17 protein-coding genes are annotated in these 18,511 nt (G+C 60.5%); 11 read left to right on the top strand and 6 right to left on the bottom strand.

The genetic code is table 11. From position 1 onward, the window contains the following. Positions 1-230: 230 nt before the first annotated feature. A complete protein-coding gene (locus tag JQ600_RS29535; RefSeq protein ID WP_212389590.1) occupies positions 231-1,127 on the bottom strand; it encodes a response regulator transcription factor in 897 nt (298 codons plus the stop codon). Positions 1,128-1,785: 658 nt separating this feature from the next. Between JQ600_RS29535 and JQ600_RS29530 the strand changes: the two genes are divergently transcribed. Further along, entirely contained in the window at positions 1,786-2,466 is a 681-nt protein-coding gene (locus tag JQ600_RS29530; protein ID WP_212389591.1) for a response regulator transcription factor, read from the top strand. Positions 2,467-3,278: 812 nt separating this feature from the next. Here the strand turns inward: JQ600_RS29530 and JQ600_RS29525 are convergent. Continuing rightward, the gene (locus JQ600_RS29525) at positions 3,279-3,929 is read right to left on the bottom strand and encodes a class I SAM-dependent methyltransferase (RefSeq protein WP_212389592.1); all 651 of its coding nucleotides are present in this window, start codon (positions 3,927-3,929) and stop codon (positions 3,279-3,281) included. Between the two features lie 1,071 nt (positions 3,930-5,000). Continuing rightward, a complete protein-coding gene (locus tag JQ600_RS29520) occupies positions 5,001-5,888 on the bottom strand; it encodes a LysR family transcriptional regulator (protein WP_212389639.1) in 888 nt (295 codons plus the stop codon). A gap of 122 nt (positions 5,889-6,010) precedes the next feature. On the opposite strand from JQ600_RS29520, the gene JQ600_RS29515 reads away from it, so the two are divergent. The 6 genes from JQ600_RS29515 to JQ600_RS29490 all read left to right on the top strand — a co-directional run bounded on the left by JQ600_RS29515 (position 6,011) and on the right by JQ600_RS29490 (position 12,952). Continuing rightward, entirely contained in the window at positions 6,011-7,441 is a 1,431-nt protein-coding gene (locus JQ600_RS29515; RefSeq protein WP_212389593.1) for an amidase, read from the top strand. A gap of 68 nt (positions 7,442-7,509) precedes the next feature. Beyond that, positions 7,510-8,460, top strand: a complete 951-nt coding sequence (locus tag JQ600_RS29510) for an ABC transporter permease (protein ID WP_212263852.1) — start codon at positions 7,510-7,512, stop codon at positions 8,458-8,460. Next, positions 8,457-9,353: an ABC transporter permease gene (locus tag JQ600_RS29505; RefSeq protein WP_212263853.1), complete on the top strand. Its 897-nt coding sequence runs from the start codon at positions 8,457-8,459 to the stop codon at positions 9,351-9,353. The genes JQ600_RS29510 and JQ600_RS29505 overlap by 4 nt, the downstream gene beginning before the upstream one ends. A 2-nt stretch (positions 9,354-9,355) precedes the next feature. Continuing rightward, positions 9,356-10,369, top strand: coding sequence for an ABC transporter ATP-binding protein (locus JQ600_RS29500; RefSeq protein ID WP_212490205.1), 1,014 nt, complete (start codon positions 9,356-9,358; stop codon positions 10,367-10,369). 2 nt (positions 10,370-10,371) lie between these two features. Continuing rightward, entirely contained in the window at positions 10,372-11,400 is a 1,029-nt protein-coding gene (locus tag JQ600_RS29495; RefSeq protein ID WP_409363313.1) for an ABC transporter ATP-binding protein, read from the top strand. A 55-nt stretch (positions 11,401-11,455) separates the two neighbouring features. Beyond that, positions 11,456-12,952 (top strand): ABC transporter substrate-binding protein, encoded by a 1,497-nt coding sequence (locus tag JQ600_RS29490; protein WP_212263856.1) that lies wholly within the window; start codon positions 11,456-11,458, stop codon positions 12,950-12,952. Positions 12,953-13,026: 74 nt separating this feature from the next. On the opposite strand, the gene JQ600_RS29485 is transcribed toward JQ600_RS29490, so the two are convergent. Further along, a complete protein-coding gene (locus JQ600_RS29485) occupies positions 13,027-13,287 on the bottom strand; it encodes a hypothetical protein (RefSeq protein ID WP_212389595.1) in 261 nt (86 codons plus the stop codon). A gap of 135 nt (positions 13,288-13,422) precedes the next feature. Here JQ600_RS29485 and JQ600_RS29480 point away from each other — a divergent pair, with 135 nt between their 5' ends. Then, the gene (locus JQ600_RS29480) at positions 13,423-13,908 is read left to right on the top strand and encodes an Lrp/AsnC family transcriptional regulator (protein ID WP_212034820.1); all 486 of its coding nucleotides are present in this window, start codon (positions 13,423-13,425) and stop codon (positions 13,906-13,908) included. Positions 13,909-13,911: 3 nt separating this feature from the next. Here JQ600_RS29480 and JQ600_RS29475 read toward each other — a convergent pair whose 3' ends face one another. After that, the gene (locus JQ600_RS29475) at positions 13,912-14,598 is read right to left on the bottom strand and encodes a GntR family transcriptional regulator (protein WP_212263857.1); all 687 of its coding nucleotides are present in this window, start codon (positions 14,596-14,598) and stop codon (positions 13,912-13,914) included. 140 nt (positions 14,599-14,738) lie between these two features. Here JQ600_RS29475 and JQ600_RS29470 point away from each other — a divergent pair, with 140 nt between their 5' ends. Then, on the top strand, positions 14,739-16,136 hold the full coding sequence (locus JQ600_RS29470; RefSeq protein WP_212389596.1) for a sulfatase: 1,398 nt from the start codon (positions 14,739-14,741) through the stop codon (positions 16,134-16,136). Positions 16,137-16,353: 217 nt separating this feature from the next. Here JQ600_RS29470 and JQ600_RS29465 read toward each other — a convergent pair whose 3' ends face one another. Then, on the bottom strand, positions 16,354-16,512 hold the full coding sequence (locus JQ600_RS29465; protein WP_212389597.1) for a hypothetical protein: 159 nt from the start codon (positions 16,510-16,512) through the stop codon (positions 16,354-16,356). Between the two features lie 507 nt (positions 16,513-17,019). Here JQ600_RS29465 and JQ600_RS29460 point away from each other — a divergent pair. After that, positions 17,020-17,664 (top strand): FecR domain-containing protein, encoded by a 645-nt coding sequence (locus JQ600_RS29460; protein WP_212389598.1) that lies wholly within the window; start codon positions 17,020-17,022, stop codon positions 17,662-17,664. Between the two features lie 122 nt (positions 17,665-17,786). After that, positions 17,787-18,485, top strand: a complete 699-nt coding sequence (locus JQ600_RS29455) for a Crp/Fnr family transcriptional regulator (protein WP_212263861.1) — start codon at positions 17,787-17,789, stop codon at positions 18,483-18,485. Positions 18,486-18,511 lie beyond the last annotated feature (26 nt).

Here is an 18,511-nt window from a genome sequence, read left to right as displayed (position 1 = left end):
CGTGTGACAGTGCAGGATTCCGTGCAGATCGAGATCGGCCACCAGCTTCGGCCGCCTGCCCGTCAGCGCCCGCTCGATTTCGCTGCGACCTTCGCATGCCATTCTGGCTCGATGTCGGCAGCCGGACATCGCGCAACGCGAAGACGTCGCGGCGGCACGCTTCGTTTTTGCGCGCGCAACGCATGCAAACCGCGGCGGCACTGACTTTCAAATCCCGCCGCGATTGCCGGCTATTTACCTACCCGCGCTGCACCAAGAGTCCTTGGGTTGATGTCCTTGCGGATCAGGCCGTCGTAACGCGCTACCTCGGCATGATTTGTCTCGTGGTTAAGTACTTCAACTGGCGCCGGCCCCCCGATTTGCTTGATTTCGGAGATTGCCGCGATGGGGGTCGGATGTCGCTCGCTCACATTTGAGATTGAGGGCTGAAAGCTGCTTGCCCGATTGTTCATCCCCCAAATCGCCGCTTGTGTCCGGTTCTGGACCCGGATCTTGCGCAAGATTGCCTTGACGTGGACCTTCACGGTCGCCTCGGCGATGTCGATTTTTCGCGCTATGGATTTGTTGGACTCGCCTTCGATCAGGCCGCGCAGAATCGACTTCTCCCGAGGGGAAAGCTGCGGCGCGATCGTGTCCTCGGTCGTAACGAGGATTGCCTCGCCGCTTTCGACGCTCGGCGCCGCCTCAGGCAGGTGGCTGCCTTTGGAATCGAGAAACAATGACAGGAATGCCGGCGGAAAAAATGTTTCACCCATCATCACCAACTCGACGGATTTGATGAATACATCACACCTCATTACGTCGACGAAAAAGCCGTTGGCGCCGGCCCGAAATGCCGAAACCAGTTCATCCAGCCGATAGTGATCGGCCACGATCGCAAAGCGGCCGCCCGGATACCTCTCTCGCAAGAGTTCGATCTGTTCCAGGGCGACGCCGAAATCATCACCAGTGTGGACAATGAGAAACAGCAATTGGTGTGGTTGGAGTTTGCCAGGCGGCAAATCATCAGCGCACGATACCGAGGCGGATGTGCGACAATTTGCTGCGCGTAGGATTCTGGCAATTCCTTCCCTAACTAAGATGCTTCTGCCAACGAGAACCGTTGTAAAAGATTTTTGCCTCCGCATTTTACTCTCCCGCCAAACGCAATTGTTTTGAACTAAATGTAAATGATTGGCTTGTTCAGTCGGTCTTCTTCTCCGGTCGTCTTACTCCTTCGTTCACAGGGTTTTTCGTTGGCGGATTTCAAGGGCCCCGAATCTGTGATGCTTGTTATCCTTCGTTCGCAGGGATATCGGCTTGGCAGGTTTCGAGGGATCCGCGTTGGTAAAGCCTTTATGAATGTTAGATTCGAATTCTCCGTATCCCTATATACCTTTGGTTATAGTGCTCGCTCGGGCAGATGGATGTCGTTCATAATGGCTAACGCCCCCTTCTTCCGCATTCTCTGAGCGAGTTGATAGCGCGACGCTAATCAAGCGTTGTGAGATTTTCTTAGCTGCTGACGGTGTCGCCAAGTGCGGATGCATTGGCGCGAGACTTCAAATGATGAAAGGCGAAAGCGAAGTAACACGTCACTCGAAACCAATCCGTACTTCTACGGAAGGGGTACGTCTTTTGAGACGCAGACAGGCTGACAGGACGCGGGTTAACCTCGTTTTGCGTTGCGGCATCAGATGCGGTGCATTGTTGGAAATTTGTCTCGAACTCGTTTAGGTTAGCAATGAAACAAGCGGGGGCGAGTGGGGTTTAAGTTGTTGGGGGGACAGGCTGAGGAACCGCTCGATGCGTTGTACCAGCGTAGTGATCGCAGACCGGCATCCAATCGTTCTGCAGGGGTTGAGCCGCCTGCTTGGCGCCGACGGCGACTTCAACATTGTTGCGAGTTGCAGTGATGGTGCGAGTTGCGTCGAGGCGCTGCGGAAGTTCGGGCCGGACATCGCAATTCTCGGCGTTTCAATTCCCGGCGTGACCGAGTCGGAAATTCTCTCCATCATCAATTCCGAGAATCTTTCCACGCGACTGGTCTTTTTCACCGCATCTGATGAGGACTGCGAAATGGTGATGGCAGCTGCGGCCGACGGCTACAGCGTCATTTCGAAGGATACGGAGTCCGAAGCTCTGATGCAGGCCTTGCGCGAGGTTGCGACAGGTCAGCGGCTGTTGCCGCTGCTTTCGCCAGAGCAAACGATGGCTCGGGAGCCAAGCGCGGTCGCTGAGAATGCGCTGACAACGTTGACGGACCGTGAGCGCCAGATCATGCGCCTGGTGTCCGAAGGATTGTCGAACAAGGAAATTGGTCGACGGCTGAGTATTACCGACGGCACCATCAAGGTGCATCTTCATCACATTTTTCAGAAGCTCGAAATCAGTAACCGGACGGTGCTTGCGGCGCTCGCAATTTCGCAGAGCGATCGCGCGGGTACCCCTGAGGACAAGCCAGCGCTGCCCATCTCGTCCGATTGAGTGCAAGGTGGGGACAGTCCGAGGGAAAACCCGTGCCTGTCTGAATGCGTAACAAAGGTAACCTTATAAGTGCCAAGTCATCTAAGTGCCACGTCATCGGCACGACGTCGGCAGCAGCCTGCGCGGCAAAACCACCGCCGTGCGCGGCCTGACCTTCAAGCCCTGACACCGACGATATGCGCGCGGCGCCGTCGATTCCGCTGGAAGGGGGTCGCTCGATCGGAAGGCGGGCCGTGGGCATGAATGACATGTTGGCAAGACGGCCGAGCCGCGAAATTTTCGCTTTCAGTGCCGCTTTGCCGGGCTGTCTCGTATTGTGTCCAGGGCTGGTGGCATCACTTCAACGTATTCGCGATGAACTGTGGTCGGCGATCTATTCCCACCAAACAAGACGCTGACGCTATTGACGTAGACGCTCCCTCCAACAATTGTGCCCGTCCTGTTGGCAAGGCGCGCGCAGCGTTACGCGCCGCCGCGAAAACAATGGTGAAAGAGAACAGCTGCCAAGGGAGCGAGCAGCTACAATAGACCTCGTGCGATGCAGCCGCGATGCTTCCCAGGTTCATTTGAGCCTCCGGCGCGATCAACTTCATGTTAGCGAAGGCGCAGTTAGCGGATGGTTTTGAGGAGATTTGGCGACTGCTCGCGCGCCCAGATTTCGACTATCCGCGGAACCGACCTTAGCGCGAGCGGAGCGCCCCTCGCACCACTCGTCAGATTGACGCTTACGTGCATTCGTCTCGGCTGGCTACGTCGCGCTTTCGATCTCCATTTTGGCGGATGAGTGAGGGGGAACGACGGAGGATGGAGGTCTATTTTTGCCAGATAACGCTAAAGGTCATGGGCAGATAAAACCTGTTCTTAAGTAGAGTGTAGTTCGAAATGTGTGCATCGGCAAAAAGCGAACGGATATCCTTCTCAGAAAGAAGATGCATATAGTCACCGGTAGCCCATTCTTTTCCTATGCATACCAGGAAGGAATCAAACATTCTTTTGTGAAGGAGAAGATGAAGAAGGGGAGTACGCGTATGAATTTCGATGGGAAAGTGCCGATTGGGTGTGGTGAGGTAGCCACGCTTACTGACCCGTACCAATTCGGTAAGAAACTGTAGTTGATCGGCCCGGGTGGAGCCGACATGTTCAATGACGGCGTTGGAGTAGGCTATATCAAATGAGTTGTCGTCGAAGGGAAGAGCACGGCCATCACCTTCGAGACTGTTTGTTTTTGGATAGCGCTCACGAAAACGAGAGAAATCACCAATTCCTACGGCAGTAATGTTTTCGGGATAGGAGTAAAATTTCTCCAAGTAATTGTCGACGGGCGAGTATTCTTCGGTATTCACCCCGACGTCTACCAACGTTTCATGAGGCCGAGGGGCGACGAAACGAAGAAATTGATCAAATTTTTTCTTGCGACTCCTCGCTGAGATAGAGTTGGCAATCTTTTCTATCACTGAAAACATAGACGGCTCTCGGTTCGCTTTCGCCCACACACATATCTCCATCGGAAAATTGTGTCCCGAATCCCGGGGTATCGCAATAAACCTTACGAGCTACCCATGAAATGCGGGCGCCACGGGGGGGCGCCCGCGTCGAGCCCTTGCGGTAATCAATGTGGCAAGCTCTATGATGGCGCGAGCGGGCCAAATCTGCTGCAAAACTCGCAGGTCGGGAGGCCGGCCGAATAGTTTGGCCATCCGGCACGGGCACGGGCGCCCGCTGGTCGATGGTGTGCCGCCGCGAAATTCTGGCTTTCAGTGCCGCTTTGCCAGGCTGTCTCGTCCTGTGTCCGGGGCTGGCGGCACGACTTCAACGTATTCGCGATGAATTGTGGTCGGCGATTTATTTCCATCGAACAAGACGCTGACGCTGTTAACGTAGACGCTCCCTCCAACAATCGTGCCCGTCTTGTTGGCGAGGCGCGCGCAGCGTGACGCACCAAGAGCGCTCATTCGAACGCGAACGCCCATCGATGGATTGGACTTCATTGGATAGTCCAGGCTGCAATCGACTCAGTGCTGCTAACACATGACGATATTCGGCTGGATGCGGCGCGACCGGAACACTTCCTTGGCGGAGAAGGGGTTTTTAAGGGGTACCCCCATTGGGTGGTAGACTTGGCGCGTCGTCTGGCGACAGTCTAGGTGCGATTCGTGCAGCTCATGATCAACGCGGGCTGTGTGCCGTCCGGCGCGCGGCTATCGAAAGCCTCAATCAGGGCGACACGAACGAACGTTATTCAAATATTGTTCACCCGTCTTGGTTTCGTGCGTTTTCGAGCGGAGGCAAAATGCGTATTGCTCTGCCATACACGGCTATTGTCTGGTGCATCGCTGTCGCGGTTTGGATCGCCTTGGGCGCGGCGCTATAGCAGGTGCTTCGGGTATCTGGCAGTGACGTCGCTGTCCAGGCGTAGGCCTAAGCCTGTTCGAAATTGTAGAGCGCGGCCATATTGTCCCGGAGAATCTTCCGATAAAAGTCCTCGTCGCCAAGCCGGCTGGCAAGAGCGCGAACGCGCGATAATATCAGTCGGCTCAAGCCTGACGGATCACCTTTTCGGCGCACTTCAGGAAATTCCGGACTAACGGATTGAGAGAATCCCGGCGCCAGCAAACCGCGACATCGATGGCGTCGTCGGCATCCAGGAAGTGCCTGAACACGACGCCCGTTGGACATCCGAGTTCGGCGCAGGCAGGAAGGATCGCCAGGCCTTCTCCGGCGAGGACCATGCTGAGAGCCGAGTGGACCGTTTCGACCCGGTTCGCAACCGGCATACCGACCTGATGCCGCCTCAGCAGCGACGTCACAACGGAGGTCGCCGGATCTTCGGTGGGCCAGGGCAAGCTGATAAGCGGACGCCCTTGCAGTCTTTTTACCGGCACTGCGGCGGAGCGCGCCAGCGGCGAACCGGCCGGCATGGCCAGCATCAATCGCTGCGTTCCGATCGTGGAGGCTTCAATCTCGCTGTGGCGAATTGCAGGCATGCACAGTGCGACAGTCACGCTGTGGTCCAGCAACCGCGCCTCCCGCGTCGACGCGCTCAGTTCTATGAACTCGAGGTCGACCTTCGGAAGTGACCTTCGGAGTTCCGGAACGAGCTTGGGCAACACGGCGTGGGCGAGCGCGAACATGTATCCGACTGACAATCTTCCCCGGCGTCCAGCCGCCACCGCGCGGGCTGCCTCGAAACCTTCAGCCGTCAAGGCCAGCGCTTCGCGCGCGCGCGACAGCAAGGCGCGACCGGACGCCGTCAGCTCCATTCCCCGGGTGTCCCGACGAAACAGCGAAGTCCCTACTTCCGATTCCAGTTTGCGAATCTGAACCGACAATGGCGGCTGCGCCATACGAAGGCGGACGGCCGCCCGACCCACGCTGCGTTCTTCTGCAACGGCAACGAAGTAGCGGAGACGGCGGAGGTCCATTATCGGCATACCGAAATCTCATGCCATACCGAAATCGTATGGCTCGGTTGTGCGATGGTATTGGACCTGAAGTCAATGCGAATGTCATCTTTGCGTCAAATCGATCCTGGGGCTTTAGCGTGATGAGCGACGAACTGTGCCTGCTGCCCGCCAGCGAACTCCGCGCGCGGATTGCCCGCAAAGACGCCTCACCGGTTGAGATCATGCGTGCCGTGCTTGCGCGCGCCGAGCGAATGCAGCCCGAGTTGAACTGCTTCATCACGCTCTGCGGCGATGAGGCGATGGCCGAGGCAAGCAAGGCCGAGCATGCGGTCATGGCCGGGGAGCCGCTGGGTCTTCTTCACGGCATTCCGTTCACCGTGAAAGATCTGGTTAATACCAGGGGGGTGCGAACGACTTTCGGAGCGGTCCCCTACAAGGACAACGTTCCTGATCATGATGCGGTCGCCGTGGCGCGAATGCGGGCAGAGGGTGCCATTCTCATAGGCAAGACCACGACGCCGGAGTTCGGCACCAAGTGCCTCACGGATTCGCCGTTGTTCGGCCGCACGCGCAATGCCTGGAGCGGCGCGCGCTCGAGCGGTGGCTCAAGTGGGGGAGCGGCGGTTGCCGTCGCCGGCGGCATCGCGCCTCTGGCGATCGCGACGGATGGCGGCGGCTCGACGCGGATTCCGGCGGCCTGCAACGGCGTTGTCGGGCTGAAGCAAAGCAACGGCGTTATTCCCCACAGCCAGGTGCACGACGCGTTCGGCAACCAGACCTATGTTACCCCGATGACGCGCACCGTCGCGGACACCGCCTTGATGATGCAGGCAATGTCGGGAGAGGATGCTTCCGATCCGTGGTCGATGGGATTCCCGCAATGGAATTTTGTGGAGGGATCGGCTCCAAACGGCGATCTGCGCGGGCGCAGGATCGCATTCTGCCTTGCGCCTTCAGGCCGGCCGGTTGCGGCCGATGTCGCTGCTGCATTCAAGGCCGCGCTTGTCAGGCTGGAAGCCCTTGGGGCCGAGGTCGAGGAAATGTCCGCCAACGGATTTGAGGTGGAGCCGATCTGGCGGGCCATCAATCACACCGCCTGGCGCGCACGATTCGAGAAGCTCGCGGCCGATCATGGCGATGTGCTGAGCGAGACCTTCATGAAGCAACTGGCGCTGGCCACGAAGGTAAGCGGTGTTGACTATCAGCAGGCGATGTTTGACCGTACGGCTCTGTTCCGGCGGATTCAGAGTTTGTTGCAGAGGGCCGATATTCTCGCGATGCCAACCATCACCCGCACCGCGCTTCCGATCGATCAGGACCTGTTCGGCACGATAGAAATCGACGGGCGGGTGTTGAGCGACGTCCGGCCAAGCTGGTTTCCCTGGACGATGCCGTTCAACATGACCGGCCATCCGGCGGTCAGCTTGCCCTGTGGCTTTGACGCGGACGGCCTGCCGATCGGCATTCAACTCGTCGGCAAATTCCGTGGAGACATCGAACTGCTGCGCGTCAGCGCGTTGTTTGAGGGCTCGCAAAATCTGCTCGGCCGGTGGCCGGGCTTGGACGGCTAAGCGAACATGCGGCCGCCATCACACCTGATCGCTGACAAGGGACTGGCCGCCAACAAGGGAATCGAGACTTGAGCGTCTTCCTTTTCCGCCGCTTTCTGACGCTGATGGCGACGCTGGTCGGCGCGTCGCTCATCATCTTTCTCGTTCTGGATGCCTTGCCCGGCAACGCCGCACAGATGCTGATGGGCGCGGATGCCTCGCCTGACGCCGTCCGGGCGCTGACGGTCAAGCTCGGGCTGGATCAGCCGCTGTACTATCGCTACGTCCATTGGATCAAGGGGATGCTGACAGGCGATCTAGGCAACAGCTATGCCTATGGCACCCCTGTCGCCGGCCTGATTGCGGAGCGCCTCACGCTGACAATTCCGTTGGCGGTCATGTCCATGTCAGTGACGGTCGTGCTGGCCCTGGCTGCGGGAATCTATACGGCGGCAAATCACAACAAGCTAGGTGATGTGGGCGTGATGTCGCTGACGCAGTTCGGCATCGCGCTTCCCAATTTCTGGTTCGCCATCCTGCTGATCCTGCTGTTCTCGGTGAAGCTGCAATGGCTTTCGGCCGGCGGCTTTGCCGGCTGGGACGAAAGCATCGTTGCCGGGATCAAGTCGCTGCTGCTGCCTGCGATCTCGCTATCGGTGGTGCAGGCGGCGATCCTCGCAAGGGTCACGCGTTCGGCGGTGCTTGAGGTGCTGCGTGAGGATTTCGTGCGCACCGCACGCGCCAAGGGTTTGAGCAAGCGCGACGTCCTGTGGCAGCACGTGCTGCGCAATGCGATGATCCCGGTGATGACGATCATGGGCCTTCAGTTCGCCAACCTGCTGGCGGGGACGATCGTGATCGAGAACGTGTTCTATCTGCCGGGTCTCGGCCGGCTGATCTTCCAGTCGATCGCCAATCGCGACCTGATCGTGGTGCGCAACTGCGTGATGCTGCTGGCGGCTGTGGTCGTCATCGTCAACTTCGTGGTCGATGTGCTCTATGCCTTCATCGATCCGCGCATCAAGGTACACAGCCTATGAGCACCCCGCTGAGCGCCTCAGTCGAGGTTGGGGCCGCCACCGCGCGACCGCGGCTTGCGAGCGGCTTCTGGCGCCGCGCGCTGCGCCACCGCAGCTTTGTCACGGGCGGCACGCTGAGCCTGGTGGTGCTCTGTGCCGCTTTGCTGTCGCTGGTTTGGACGCCGTGGTCCGCCTATGAAATCGACGTGGCCTCCAAGCTGCGACCACCGTCGGCCGCGCATTGGCTCGGCACCGACGTGCTCGGCCGCGATATCGTCTCGCTGCTGCTGGTAGGCGCCCGTTCCACCATCATGGTCGGCATCATCGCCGTCGGCATCGGCCTCACTTTCGGGGTGTGTCTTGGACTGATCGCCGCCGCGCGCAAGGGCTGGACCGAAGAGATCATCATGCGGATGAGCGACTTCACTTTTGCGTTTCCCGCGGTGCTCTCGGCCATCATGCTGGCGGCGGTCTTCGGCCCGGGCATGGTGACCTCGATCGTTGCCATCGGCATCTTCCAGATTCCGACTCTCGTCCGGTTGACCCGTGGATCGGCCAATGCGATCTGGGCGCGGGAATTCGTGCTGGCCGCGCGCGCCTGCGGCAAGGGCGGCTTCCGCATCACGATCGAGCACGTGCTGCCCAACGTCCTGCCGATCCTGATCGTGCAGTCGACGATCCAGTTCGCTCTCGCAATCCTGGCCGAAGCGGCGTTGTCCTATCTCGGGCTCGGCACGCAGCCGCCGCAGCCGTCCTGGGGCCGCATGCTAAACGATGCGCAGACGCTGCTGTTCCAGTCGCCGATGCTCGCGGTCTATCCGGGCGCTGCGATCGCCATCGCTGTGCTTGGCCTCAATCTGTTCGGAGACGGATTGCGCGATCTGCTTGATCCCCGGCTGGCGCGGGAGCGTTGAACATGAGCGGGTCCGGCAACGCGCCTTTGATCGAAGTCAGCGACCTCGGCGTGCGGCTCAACACCAGCCGCGGCCCCGCGCAGGCCGTTCGCGGCGTCAGTTTCTCGCTGAGGCGCGGCGAGACCCTGGGCCTCGTCGGCGAATCCGGATGCGGCAAATCCGTCACCGCGCTGGCGCTGATGGGCCTCTTGCCTGACAGTGCCGTCATCAGCGGCAGCATCCGCCTTGACGGCATGGAGCTGGTGGGTCTGCCGGATGCGAATTACTGCAAGCTGCGCGGTAATCGCATCAGCATGATCTTCCAGGAGCCGATGACCGCGCTCAATCCGATGCACACGATCGGCCGTCAGGTGGCCGAACCGTTGCGGCGCCACACCAATTGTTCGGCGGGAGAGGCGCGCAAGCAGGCCATCGCCTTGCTCGATCGTGTCGGGCTTCCCGATGCGGCGAAACGCGTCGATGCCTATCCGCACCAGTTCTCCGGAGGGCAGCGGCAGCGTGTTACCATTGCCATGGCACTGGCCTGCCAGCCCGAAGTGCTGATCGCCGATGAGCCGACCACGGCACTCGACGTCACCATTCAGGGACAGATTCTCGACCTGATCGCGGATATCGTTGCCGAGCGCGGCATGTCGATGATTCTGATCTCGCACGATCTCGGCGTCATCGCCGAGAATGTGCAGCGCATGATGGTGATGTATGGCGGCACCGTCGTGGAAAGCGGTGCGACGGATGCGGTGTTCACGCGCATGGGACATCCCTATACGCAGGGTCTGTTTCGCGCTCGCCCGCGCCTTGGTGCGCGCAAGGGCACCCGGCTGAAGACCATCGCCGGCACCGTTCCCGAGCTTGCCGATCTGCCCTCCGGTTGCACTTTCGCCGACCGCTGCGCGATCGTCGAGGATCGTTGCCGCGTGGCGCCGCCGGCCGCGGTGGACGTCGGCGCCGGCCACGGCGTGCGCTGTCTCAGGACGGATGTTTCGATGGCCGAAGCGGTTGGAGTTTTGGGCGCATGACCATGCCTGAGCAGACGCCACCGCCCGCCGAATTGCCGCTGCTCGATGTGAAGGATCTGGCGCAGCGCTACACCTTGCCGCGCGAAAGCGTGTTCAAGCCGGCCGGGCAGGTGCATGCGCTCAACGGCGTCACCGCAAAGGTGACAGCGGGCCGAAGCCTCGGTGTGGTCGGCGAGTCCGGATCAGGCAAGTCGACCTTCGCGAGGCTGGTGATGGCGCTGGAGCGGCCGTCGTCAGGTTCGGTGTCGCTCATGGGCCGCGACCTGAACCGGCTGCCGGCCGACGAGTTACGCCGCGCCCGGCGTGATTTTCAGATGGTGTTTCAGGATCCCTACGGCTCGCTGGATCCGCGGCAGACCATTGCGCGCATCGTCGCGGAGCCCTTGACCGCGCTCGGACGGATGGATCGCGCCACGTTGCGTCAGCGCGTTGCCGACGTGCTGCGGCAGGTCGGACTGCGCGAGGCTGACATGGACAAGTTCCCGCATGAATTCTCCGGTGGCCAGCGCCAGCGCATCGCGATCGCGCGCGCGCTGATCACCCAGCCAAAACTGATCGTCGCCGACGAGCCGGTCAGCGCACTCGACGTCTCCGTGCAGGCGCAGGTGCTCAATCTCCTGCAAGACCTGCAGGATCAGTTCGGGTTGAGCTACGTCCTGATCAGCCACGATCTGGCGGTGGTGGATTATCTCTGCGACGAGATCGCGGTGATGTATCTCGGGCGGATCGTCGAGCAGGGGAGCCCTGAGGATCTGTTCGCGCATTGCGCCCATCCCTACACGCGGGCGTTGCTCGAGGCGGTGCCGCGCGCCCGGGCCGGAGGTGTGCGCCGGCGTCGCGGTGCGCAGGTGATCGCTTCGCATTCGCTGGGCGCGACGGGATGTCCCTACGCGTCACGCTGTGCGCTGGCCGACCAGCACTGTCGCGAGGTCGCGCCTGCGCTGCGCAAGGTGGGACCGGCGCAATCAGCCGCCTGCCATCGCGCCGAGACGGTGATGGCATTGCCTCCGGTAGCGTCGGAGGAGGGTTAGCCTTTTATGCGGGACTGGCTTAGTCTGGTCGCGCGATATTTCAGGGGAGCAAGGGATGTTCAGGAAGTTAGCCATTTTTGCAGTTGTGGCCGCGTTCGCCGCCGCGCCGCTGCCGAGTCTGGCGCAGGGCAAGAAGGACAGCGTCGTCATGGGCATGACGCTGGAGCCGCCGGGACTCGATCCCACCAACGCAGCCGCTGCGGCCATTGCCGAGGTCACGCTCTATAACCTCTATGAGACGTTGACCAAGATCAACGAGGACGGTTCGGTATCGCCCTTGCTCGCCGAGAGTTGGCAGGCGTCGGCCGACCTGAAAACCTATACGTTCAAGCTCCGCAAGGGCGTCAAATTCCACAACGGCGAGCCGTTCGATTCCTCTGCGGTGAAGTTTTCCTACGATCGCAACGCGGCGCCGACCAGCACCAACAAGGACAAGAGCCTGTACCAGGCGTTTGAGTCGGTCACCGCGCCTGACGCGGAGACGATCGTGGTCGTGCTCAAATATTCCGAACCGAACCTGCCGTTCCTGATCGGTCAGGCGGGCGGCTCGATCGTCGAGCCGAAGAGTGCACCGACCAATGCGACGCAGCCGGTCGGCACCGGACCCTATACGCTCGGTGCCTGGGCCAAGGGATCGTCGATCACCCTGAGCAAATGGCCGGATTATCGCAACGCCGCCGCGATCAAGCTTTCCAAGGTGACCATCCGCTTCATCGGCGATCCCGCCGCGCAGGTCGCGGCGCTGCTGTCGGGTGACATCGACGTGTTTCCGCGCGGCGCGGTGGCGCGCAGTGTGGCGCAGTTCAAGGCCGATCCGCGCTTCAATGTCCTGATTGGCGGCTCCAGGGCCAAGACCATCGTCGGCATTAACGAACGGAGGAAGCCGCTCGACGATGTGCGGGTTCGTCGCGCCATTCTCGCCGCCATCGATCGCAAGGCGATGATCGATGGCGCTGTCGATGGATTTGGCTCGCCGATCGGCAGCTTTTATACGCCGGGATCGCTCGGCTATGTCGATACGACAGGCATCAATCCATACGACCCGGAAAAGGCCAAGAAGCTGCTGGCAGAAGCGGGCGTCAAAGCGCCGCTGGAGCTGAGCCTCAAGCTGCCGCCGCCACCTTATGCGCGGAACGGCGGAGAAATCCTCGCGGCCCAGCTCGCCAAAGTCGGCATCATCGCCAAGATCGAGAACGTCGAATGGGCGCAGTGGCTGTCACAGGTCTTTGCCGGCAACGGCCCGCACAATTTCGATCTCACCATCGTCTCGCATGTCGAGCCGTTCGATCTCGTGAAGATAACCGAGCCGGACTATTATCTCGGCTATAACAACGAGGCCTTCAACGCGCTCTACCAGCAGATCAAGGCAACACCGGCCGAGGCCGAACGCGCCAAGTTGCTCGGCGACGCGCAGCGCATGCTGGCGACCGATGCGGTTGCCGGCTTCCTGTTCCAGCCGCAATGGATCACCATTGCGAGCAAGAAGCTGAAGGGTGTGTGGAAGGAAGTCCCGCAATTCGAAAATGACTTCTCCGCCTGGTCCTGGGAATAGCCGTCTCGCGAGGGGCGGTTAGCGGACCTGTCGGAAGCTGTTGCGGCGACCATTGCGCGCCTGATCGTGTGAGATCATGGGGCGGCCGCTAGTATCGCGTGCTGACGTCCGCCGCTCACCTCGATCGCGGCAACGCCGATGATCGCGCCGACGCGGCGGGCAAGCCTTTCGACGGCCTGGCGGTCACGGACGTCGATGGAAGCCTGGATTTTGTATTCGCCGGCTTCCTCGCGGGCATCGACGGCCGCCAACCGCAGATCGGCGACGCGCACCTGGTCGAGAAGGCGGCCGAGCGCGGCATGTAGATCGCTTGCGTGCAGCTCCAGAATGAACACGGCATCCCCATTCAAATTTGGAGAAGTTGTATCCGTGTTTCCCGAGAAGAGGCTTCCTTTTGCCTGGCAATTTGGCAAGTTAGCGATATAATTATCCTCGGAAACTAACCAATACCCAGAATAGAGTTCTCGGTTATGAAGGCGACGCGGCGGAAGGACTCACTGCGCCTTGACGAGACCGACCGGCGCATCCTGCGGGCGATGCAAGCCGATGCACGGCTCACGACGGCGGAGCTGGCCGACAAGGTCGGGCTATCCACGACGCCGTGCTGGAACAGACTCAAGCGACTGGAGAAGCAGGGTTACATCGACGGCTATGTTGCGCTCCTCAATCAGGAGAAGCTCGGTCTGCCGGAAACAGTGATCATCGAAATCACGCTCGACCGTCACGATGAAGAGGTGCTGGAGCGGTTCGGAGAACTGCTCGCTGGCTTGCCCGAAGTGATCGAGGCCTATCTCACCACCGGAGATTATGACTATCTGGTAAAGGTCGCCGTCGAGAGTACGGCCGGCTACGAACGCTTCCTGCGTGAAAAGCTTTATCGCATTCCAGGCATCCGCCACAGCCGATCGTCATTCGCGCTGCGGTGCCTGAAGAAGCTGACCTCGATTCAGGTCTGATCTTCAGGTGTGCGGCTTGCGATCGCTTTCGCCCCAGACATGGCGCGAACGTTCGAGGTGGCGGCGCATCACCGCAACAGCGCCGGCCTCATCCTGTTTCGACAGCGCGTCGATCAACTGGAAATGCTCACTGGCCGACTGCGCGATATGCTCCCGGGTCGATCCATTCTTGAAGCCGTGAAGCCGAACGCGATCACGTAGCGTCTCGACCAGGTCGGCGAGGGGCTTGTTGCCGAGTGTGGCGATGAGCCCAATGTGGAATTGGCGATCGGTCTCCAGGAACTCAATGAGATTGCCATCATCGGCGGCGCGTTTCGTGGCTTCGGCAAGGTGGCGCAGTTGCTCGGTCTGCGCGGGCGTGAGGCGAGCCCGCGCGATCTCGGCGACAACAGGCACTTCCAGCAGCAGGCGGATCGCGAAGATATCGTTGAGTTCGCCCGGTGACAGCGAGACCACGCGGAAGCCGCGATTTCGTACGGGCTCGAGCAGGCCTTCGCGCGCGAGATCGAGCAGAGCTTCGCGTACGGGTGTCGCCGAGACGCCGAGATCGATCGCAAGACGCGGGACGGAATAGAGCTGATCGGGCTGCATCTGTCCCGTGATGATCAGCCCGCGGATCACCTGCCTCGCTTGCTCCCGCAGGCTGGGTCCGGACACCAGGCTTGATGCACCGATTTGTCGAAGATCCATGGCTTTTACTACCCGAACCCCCCGGATGTGTAAATGTAACGTGTGACATACTACCGTTGACGCCTTCCGAGTGATATGTGATATATTACTATAAAAGGAACGCAGAAAAAGGGAGGTTTGCCGTGGTGGAGCGCATTTTGATGATCGTATCCGACACTGTCCGCTGGGACATGCTCGGCTACAACGGGGGCCACGTCCGAACTCCCAATCTCGATCGGCTCGCTGCGCGATCGATGGTCTTCGATCGTTATTATGCGTCGAGCTTTCCGACGGTGCCTGCGCGCTACGACTATCTCACCGGCAAGCCCGCCTTTGCCGGCGTCGGCTGGGGCGCGTTGCCGCGCGCGGATCGCTCGATTGCGACCGCATTGACCGAAGCGGGTTACACGACGCTCGGCGTGGTGGACACGCCGTTCTACCAGGTCAACGGCTATTCATATGATCGCGGCTTCAACTTCTTCTACGACATGAAATCCCAGCTTCTGGGAACGCCGCATTACAGCTCCTACACCGCACCCAACAAGACCAAGCGCCAGGGCGAAGGCAAGCTTCCGCAATGGCCGATCACCGGCAAGGTGAAGCCCGATCCCCGTACCGGCGAGATGGATTGCCCGGCACCGATCACCATGGTGCAGGCAGCCAAGTGTCTGGAGGAAATCTACCAGGATAAATTCTTTGCGCTGGTCGACACCTGGGATCCGCATGAACCGTGGGACCCGCCGGCCTACTACGTCAGACACTATCTTCCTGACTATGACGGCGAACGCGTGCACCCGCCCTATGGCGACTGCAAGAAGCACGGCATGACGGATCGCGACATCGCGGTGGCGCGCGCGCTCTATAGCGGCGAGCTCGAACTGGTCGATCGCTGGATCGGGCATCTGCTCGACCAACTCGTCTATCTCGGCATCGAGGACTCCACCGCCATCATCTTCGTCTCGGACCACGGCTTCCTGCTGGGAGAGCATGGGCTGATGGGCAAGATGGTCCGCAGGGCGCCCGGCGAAGCGACGTGGATGCGTTCGCCGCTTTACGAGGAGATCGCCAGGGTGCCGCTGTTGATCCATGTGCCGGGCGCAAAGCCCGGACGAACCAACAAGCTGACCTGCGCGCTCGACCTCGCTCCCACGATCTGCGACATGGCCGGCCTGCCGCGCCAGGCGGAGATGCAGGGACTCTCGCTGCTCCCCGCCGTCCGGGGGCAGCCCTTCGAAGGGCGCGATCACGTGCTGACGGCTCTGCCGCTCGCCAATCCCGGCGAGACGGTCGAAGTGGTCGACGACCTGATGCGGACGGTAGTCGAATGGCAACCTGTCACCATCACGACGGAACAATGGTCGCTGCTCTATGCGACACCGAGCGAACCGGTCGAGCTCTACGATTTGAACGCCGATCCGAAGCAAACGACCAACGTGGCGGCAAAGCATCCCGATGTCATCCGTTCTCTGCTGGAGTTGTATGCGGAGGACCTGCGCCGTGCTGGAGTCGCCAAGAAGTACAGCGATCCGCGCCTTGCCGGTTTGCTCGAACGCGCATGACGGTTCGCGACATCGCTCGGAAGGGCTCGACGCCCAAGCTGCCGAGGCGGCATCGTCGAGATCGCTGAGGTGCCGCGGAAGACGTCGCTGAAAGCGTCCATCAAACAGCGCAAGATGGGACAGCGAATTGCTGTCCCATTCTCTTTCGCCTGCATCAAGCGACCCATCGACCTGCAAGAATACGGTGATGATGACGGCCGTATCCTCGGCTGGCTAATCAGTCGACCCTCACCATCAGGGTGCGGCCGTTGACGTAGCCGATGGCATAGGTGTGGCCGTTCATCGTTTTATAGTGAAACTTGCGGTGACCGCCGACGACGGCATTGGGTTCGTTGTCGCCGAGTTGGTTGTGGGTGTTGTTGGGCCGGGTGATCATGACTTCTCCATCTCCGTCCGACCGGCAGCGGTTATCGCTGCCCTCACGTCGGCGGTACAGAATAGGGGACGGCGCTTTACCCCGCTGTTCCCTGGGGAACAGCGCAAGACAGCGAGCATTCGAGTGTTTGCCTGCCCGATAACTTATTGGAAATAAGGAACTATATGGGAGTGAAGTGAGCTGGCGGGGCTGGCAATTGTTAAGCCCTCGAGAGCCTTGGGGGCTGTTCGGCGTCTCTCTCCCGCATGCGGGTGACAGAGATTCAGACTTGAGGAAGCCGGCGCTGCAATTTGTCGCAGCGAATTGTCGTGGCAGCATCCAAACGCGCTCGATGCGGGCTCGAGAACATCGGTCGCGGCCGCGTGTCATCCATTTGGTTTACGATTGCTCCTGAGCTGATCGGCAGTTCGGTAGTGAGATCACACTGGAAGCCTGCCATTGTGGCTTCCGGTTGCCTGGACTTGGCTGCTCCGCTAGCATCAATCCCGCAATAGAGCGGATTGTACGATGCGTTTCATGCTTCAGGGATCGCGGCGATACTTCGGGCATCCGTTCGATCGACGAGAGGTCTTGGGCTTCGTCGGCACGCTGCTTGCGTCAGCCCTCAGTTCGCCAGTGCGCGCCGCCGATCCTGCCGGCCGCGTCGAAGAGGTGAAGGGCGAAGCGTTTGTCGATGCGAGCAGCCAGCAGCGGCCTTTGCAGAAAGCATCCTCGCTTTTTGTCGGTGATCGCGTCGGGACGGGGCCATCCTCCCGGCTGACGATGTTGATGGGCGAGGACACGACGATCAAGCTCGGCGAAAAGGCGCAACTGGTCATTGATCAGTTTCTTTCGACCACCGGAGGCGAAATCTCGCTGCAGTCTGGTCCGATGCTTTTTGACCGGCCGAGTGGGAGCCGGCCCGTCCCAATGAAGATCAGGAGTTCCTACGGACTCATAGCCGTCCGCGGCACGAAATTCTTTGCCGGGCCGAGCAATGGCGTTTTTGGCGTGTTTGTCGACCACGGCACGGTCACTGTTTCCGGAGGTGGGAGCGAGGTCGTGCTACAGGCAGGAGAGGGGACAAACCTGGCCACTCCGGGTTCGAAACCCTCCGCGGCCACCAAGTGGGGCACGGAGCGGATTCGCGGCGCTTTGGACAGCGTTAGTTAGCTTCTCTGATCAATTCGCACGACATGCAGGAAAACTTCACGATGGAGATCCTGAAGACGCGGTGAGATTTTCCGGTCTGACGTCAAATCATTGCAAACCGAGGCCTTTCATTCAGGCGACAAATGTCCAGCAAAGATACTCTCGTTTCTCTTCTGTCGAAAACCGAACTCTTCAAGGGTCTGGCTGTCGAGGATCTCGAGGCCTGCATTCCGTCCTTTCGCGAAGCCAAATTCAAAAAGGGACAGGCGCTGTTTACGCGCGGCGAGCGCGCGACGGGCCTTTACCTCGTCGCGGAAGGACGTGTGCGACTGGCGATCGCCACCGAGGATGGTCGCGAATTGAGCTTTCGGCATGCGACAGCGGGCGAATTGCTCGGTGAAATTGCGGCGCTTGATGGCGGCACAAGGAGCGCCGATGCTACCGCCCTCACCGCGGTGACGACCTACCGGCTCGACAAGGAGGATTTTCGCAAGCTTTGGACCGCGCGGCCGGTGCTGTCCGAGCGGCTGATATCGTTTCTCTGCAGCCGGCTGCGGGACACCAGCGGACAACTTGAGTCGATCGCGCTTCATCCGATGCATGTTCGGCTGGCGCGCTTCTTCCTGGTCGCGATTGGCGACCGCAAGCCGGTGCCGGGAAAGCGGCTGCCGCTTGATCTCGGCATGTCACAGGGCGAACTCGCCCTGCTGCTCGGCGCCAGTCGTCCCAAGATCAACGAGGCGCTGGGCAAGCTGGAGGAAGTCGGCGCCATTGGCCGCACGCTAGACCGAATCTTCTGCGATCCGCTCAAGCTCGCCGAAGTTGACGGGTCTCATGCTTAGCCGGCTGGGCAAGACTCATTCAGGCC

Origin of the sequence: Bradyrhizobium sp. AUGA SZCCT0176, assembly GCF_018130145.1 — a bacterium.
GTDB lineage: Bacteria > Pseudomonadota > Alphaproteobacteria > Rhizobiales > Xanthobacteraceae > Bradyrhizobium.
Note: the sequence above shows the minus strand (reverse complement) of the source record. Positions and strands in the feature narration are given on the sequence as shown.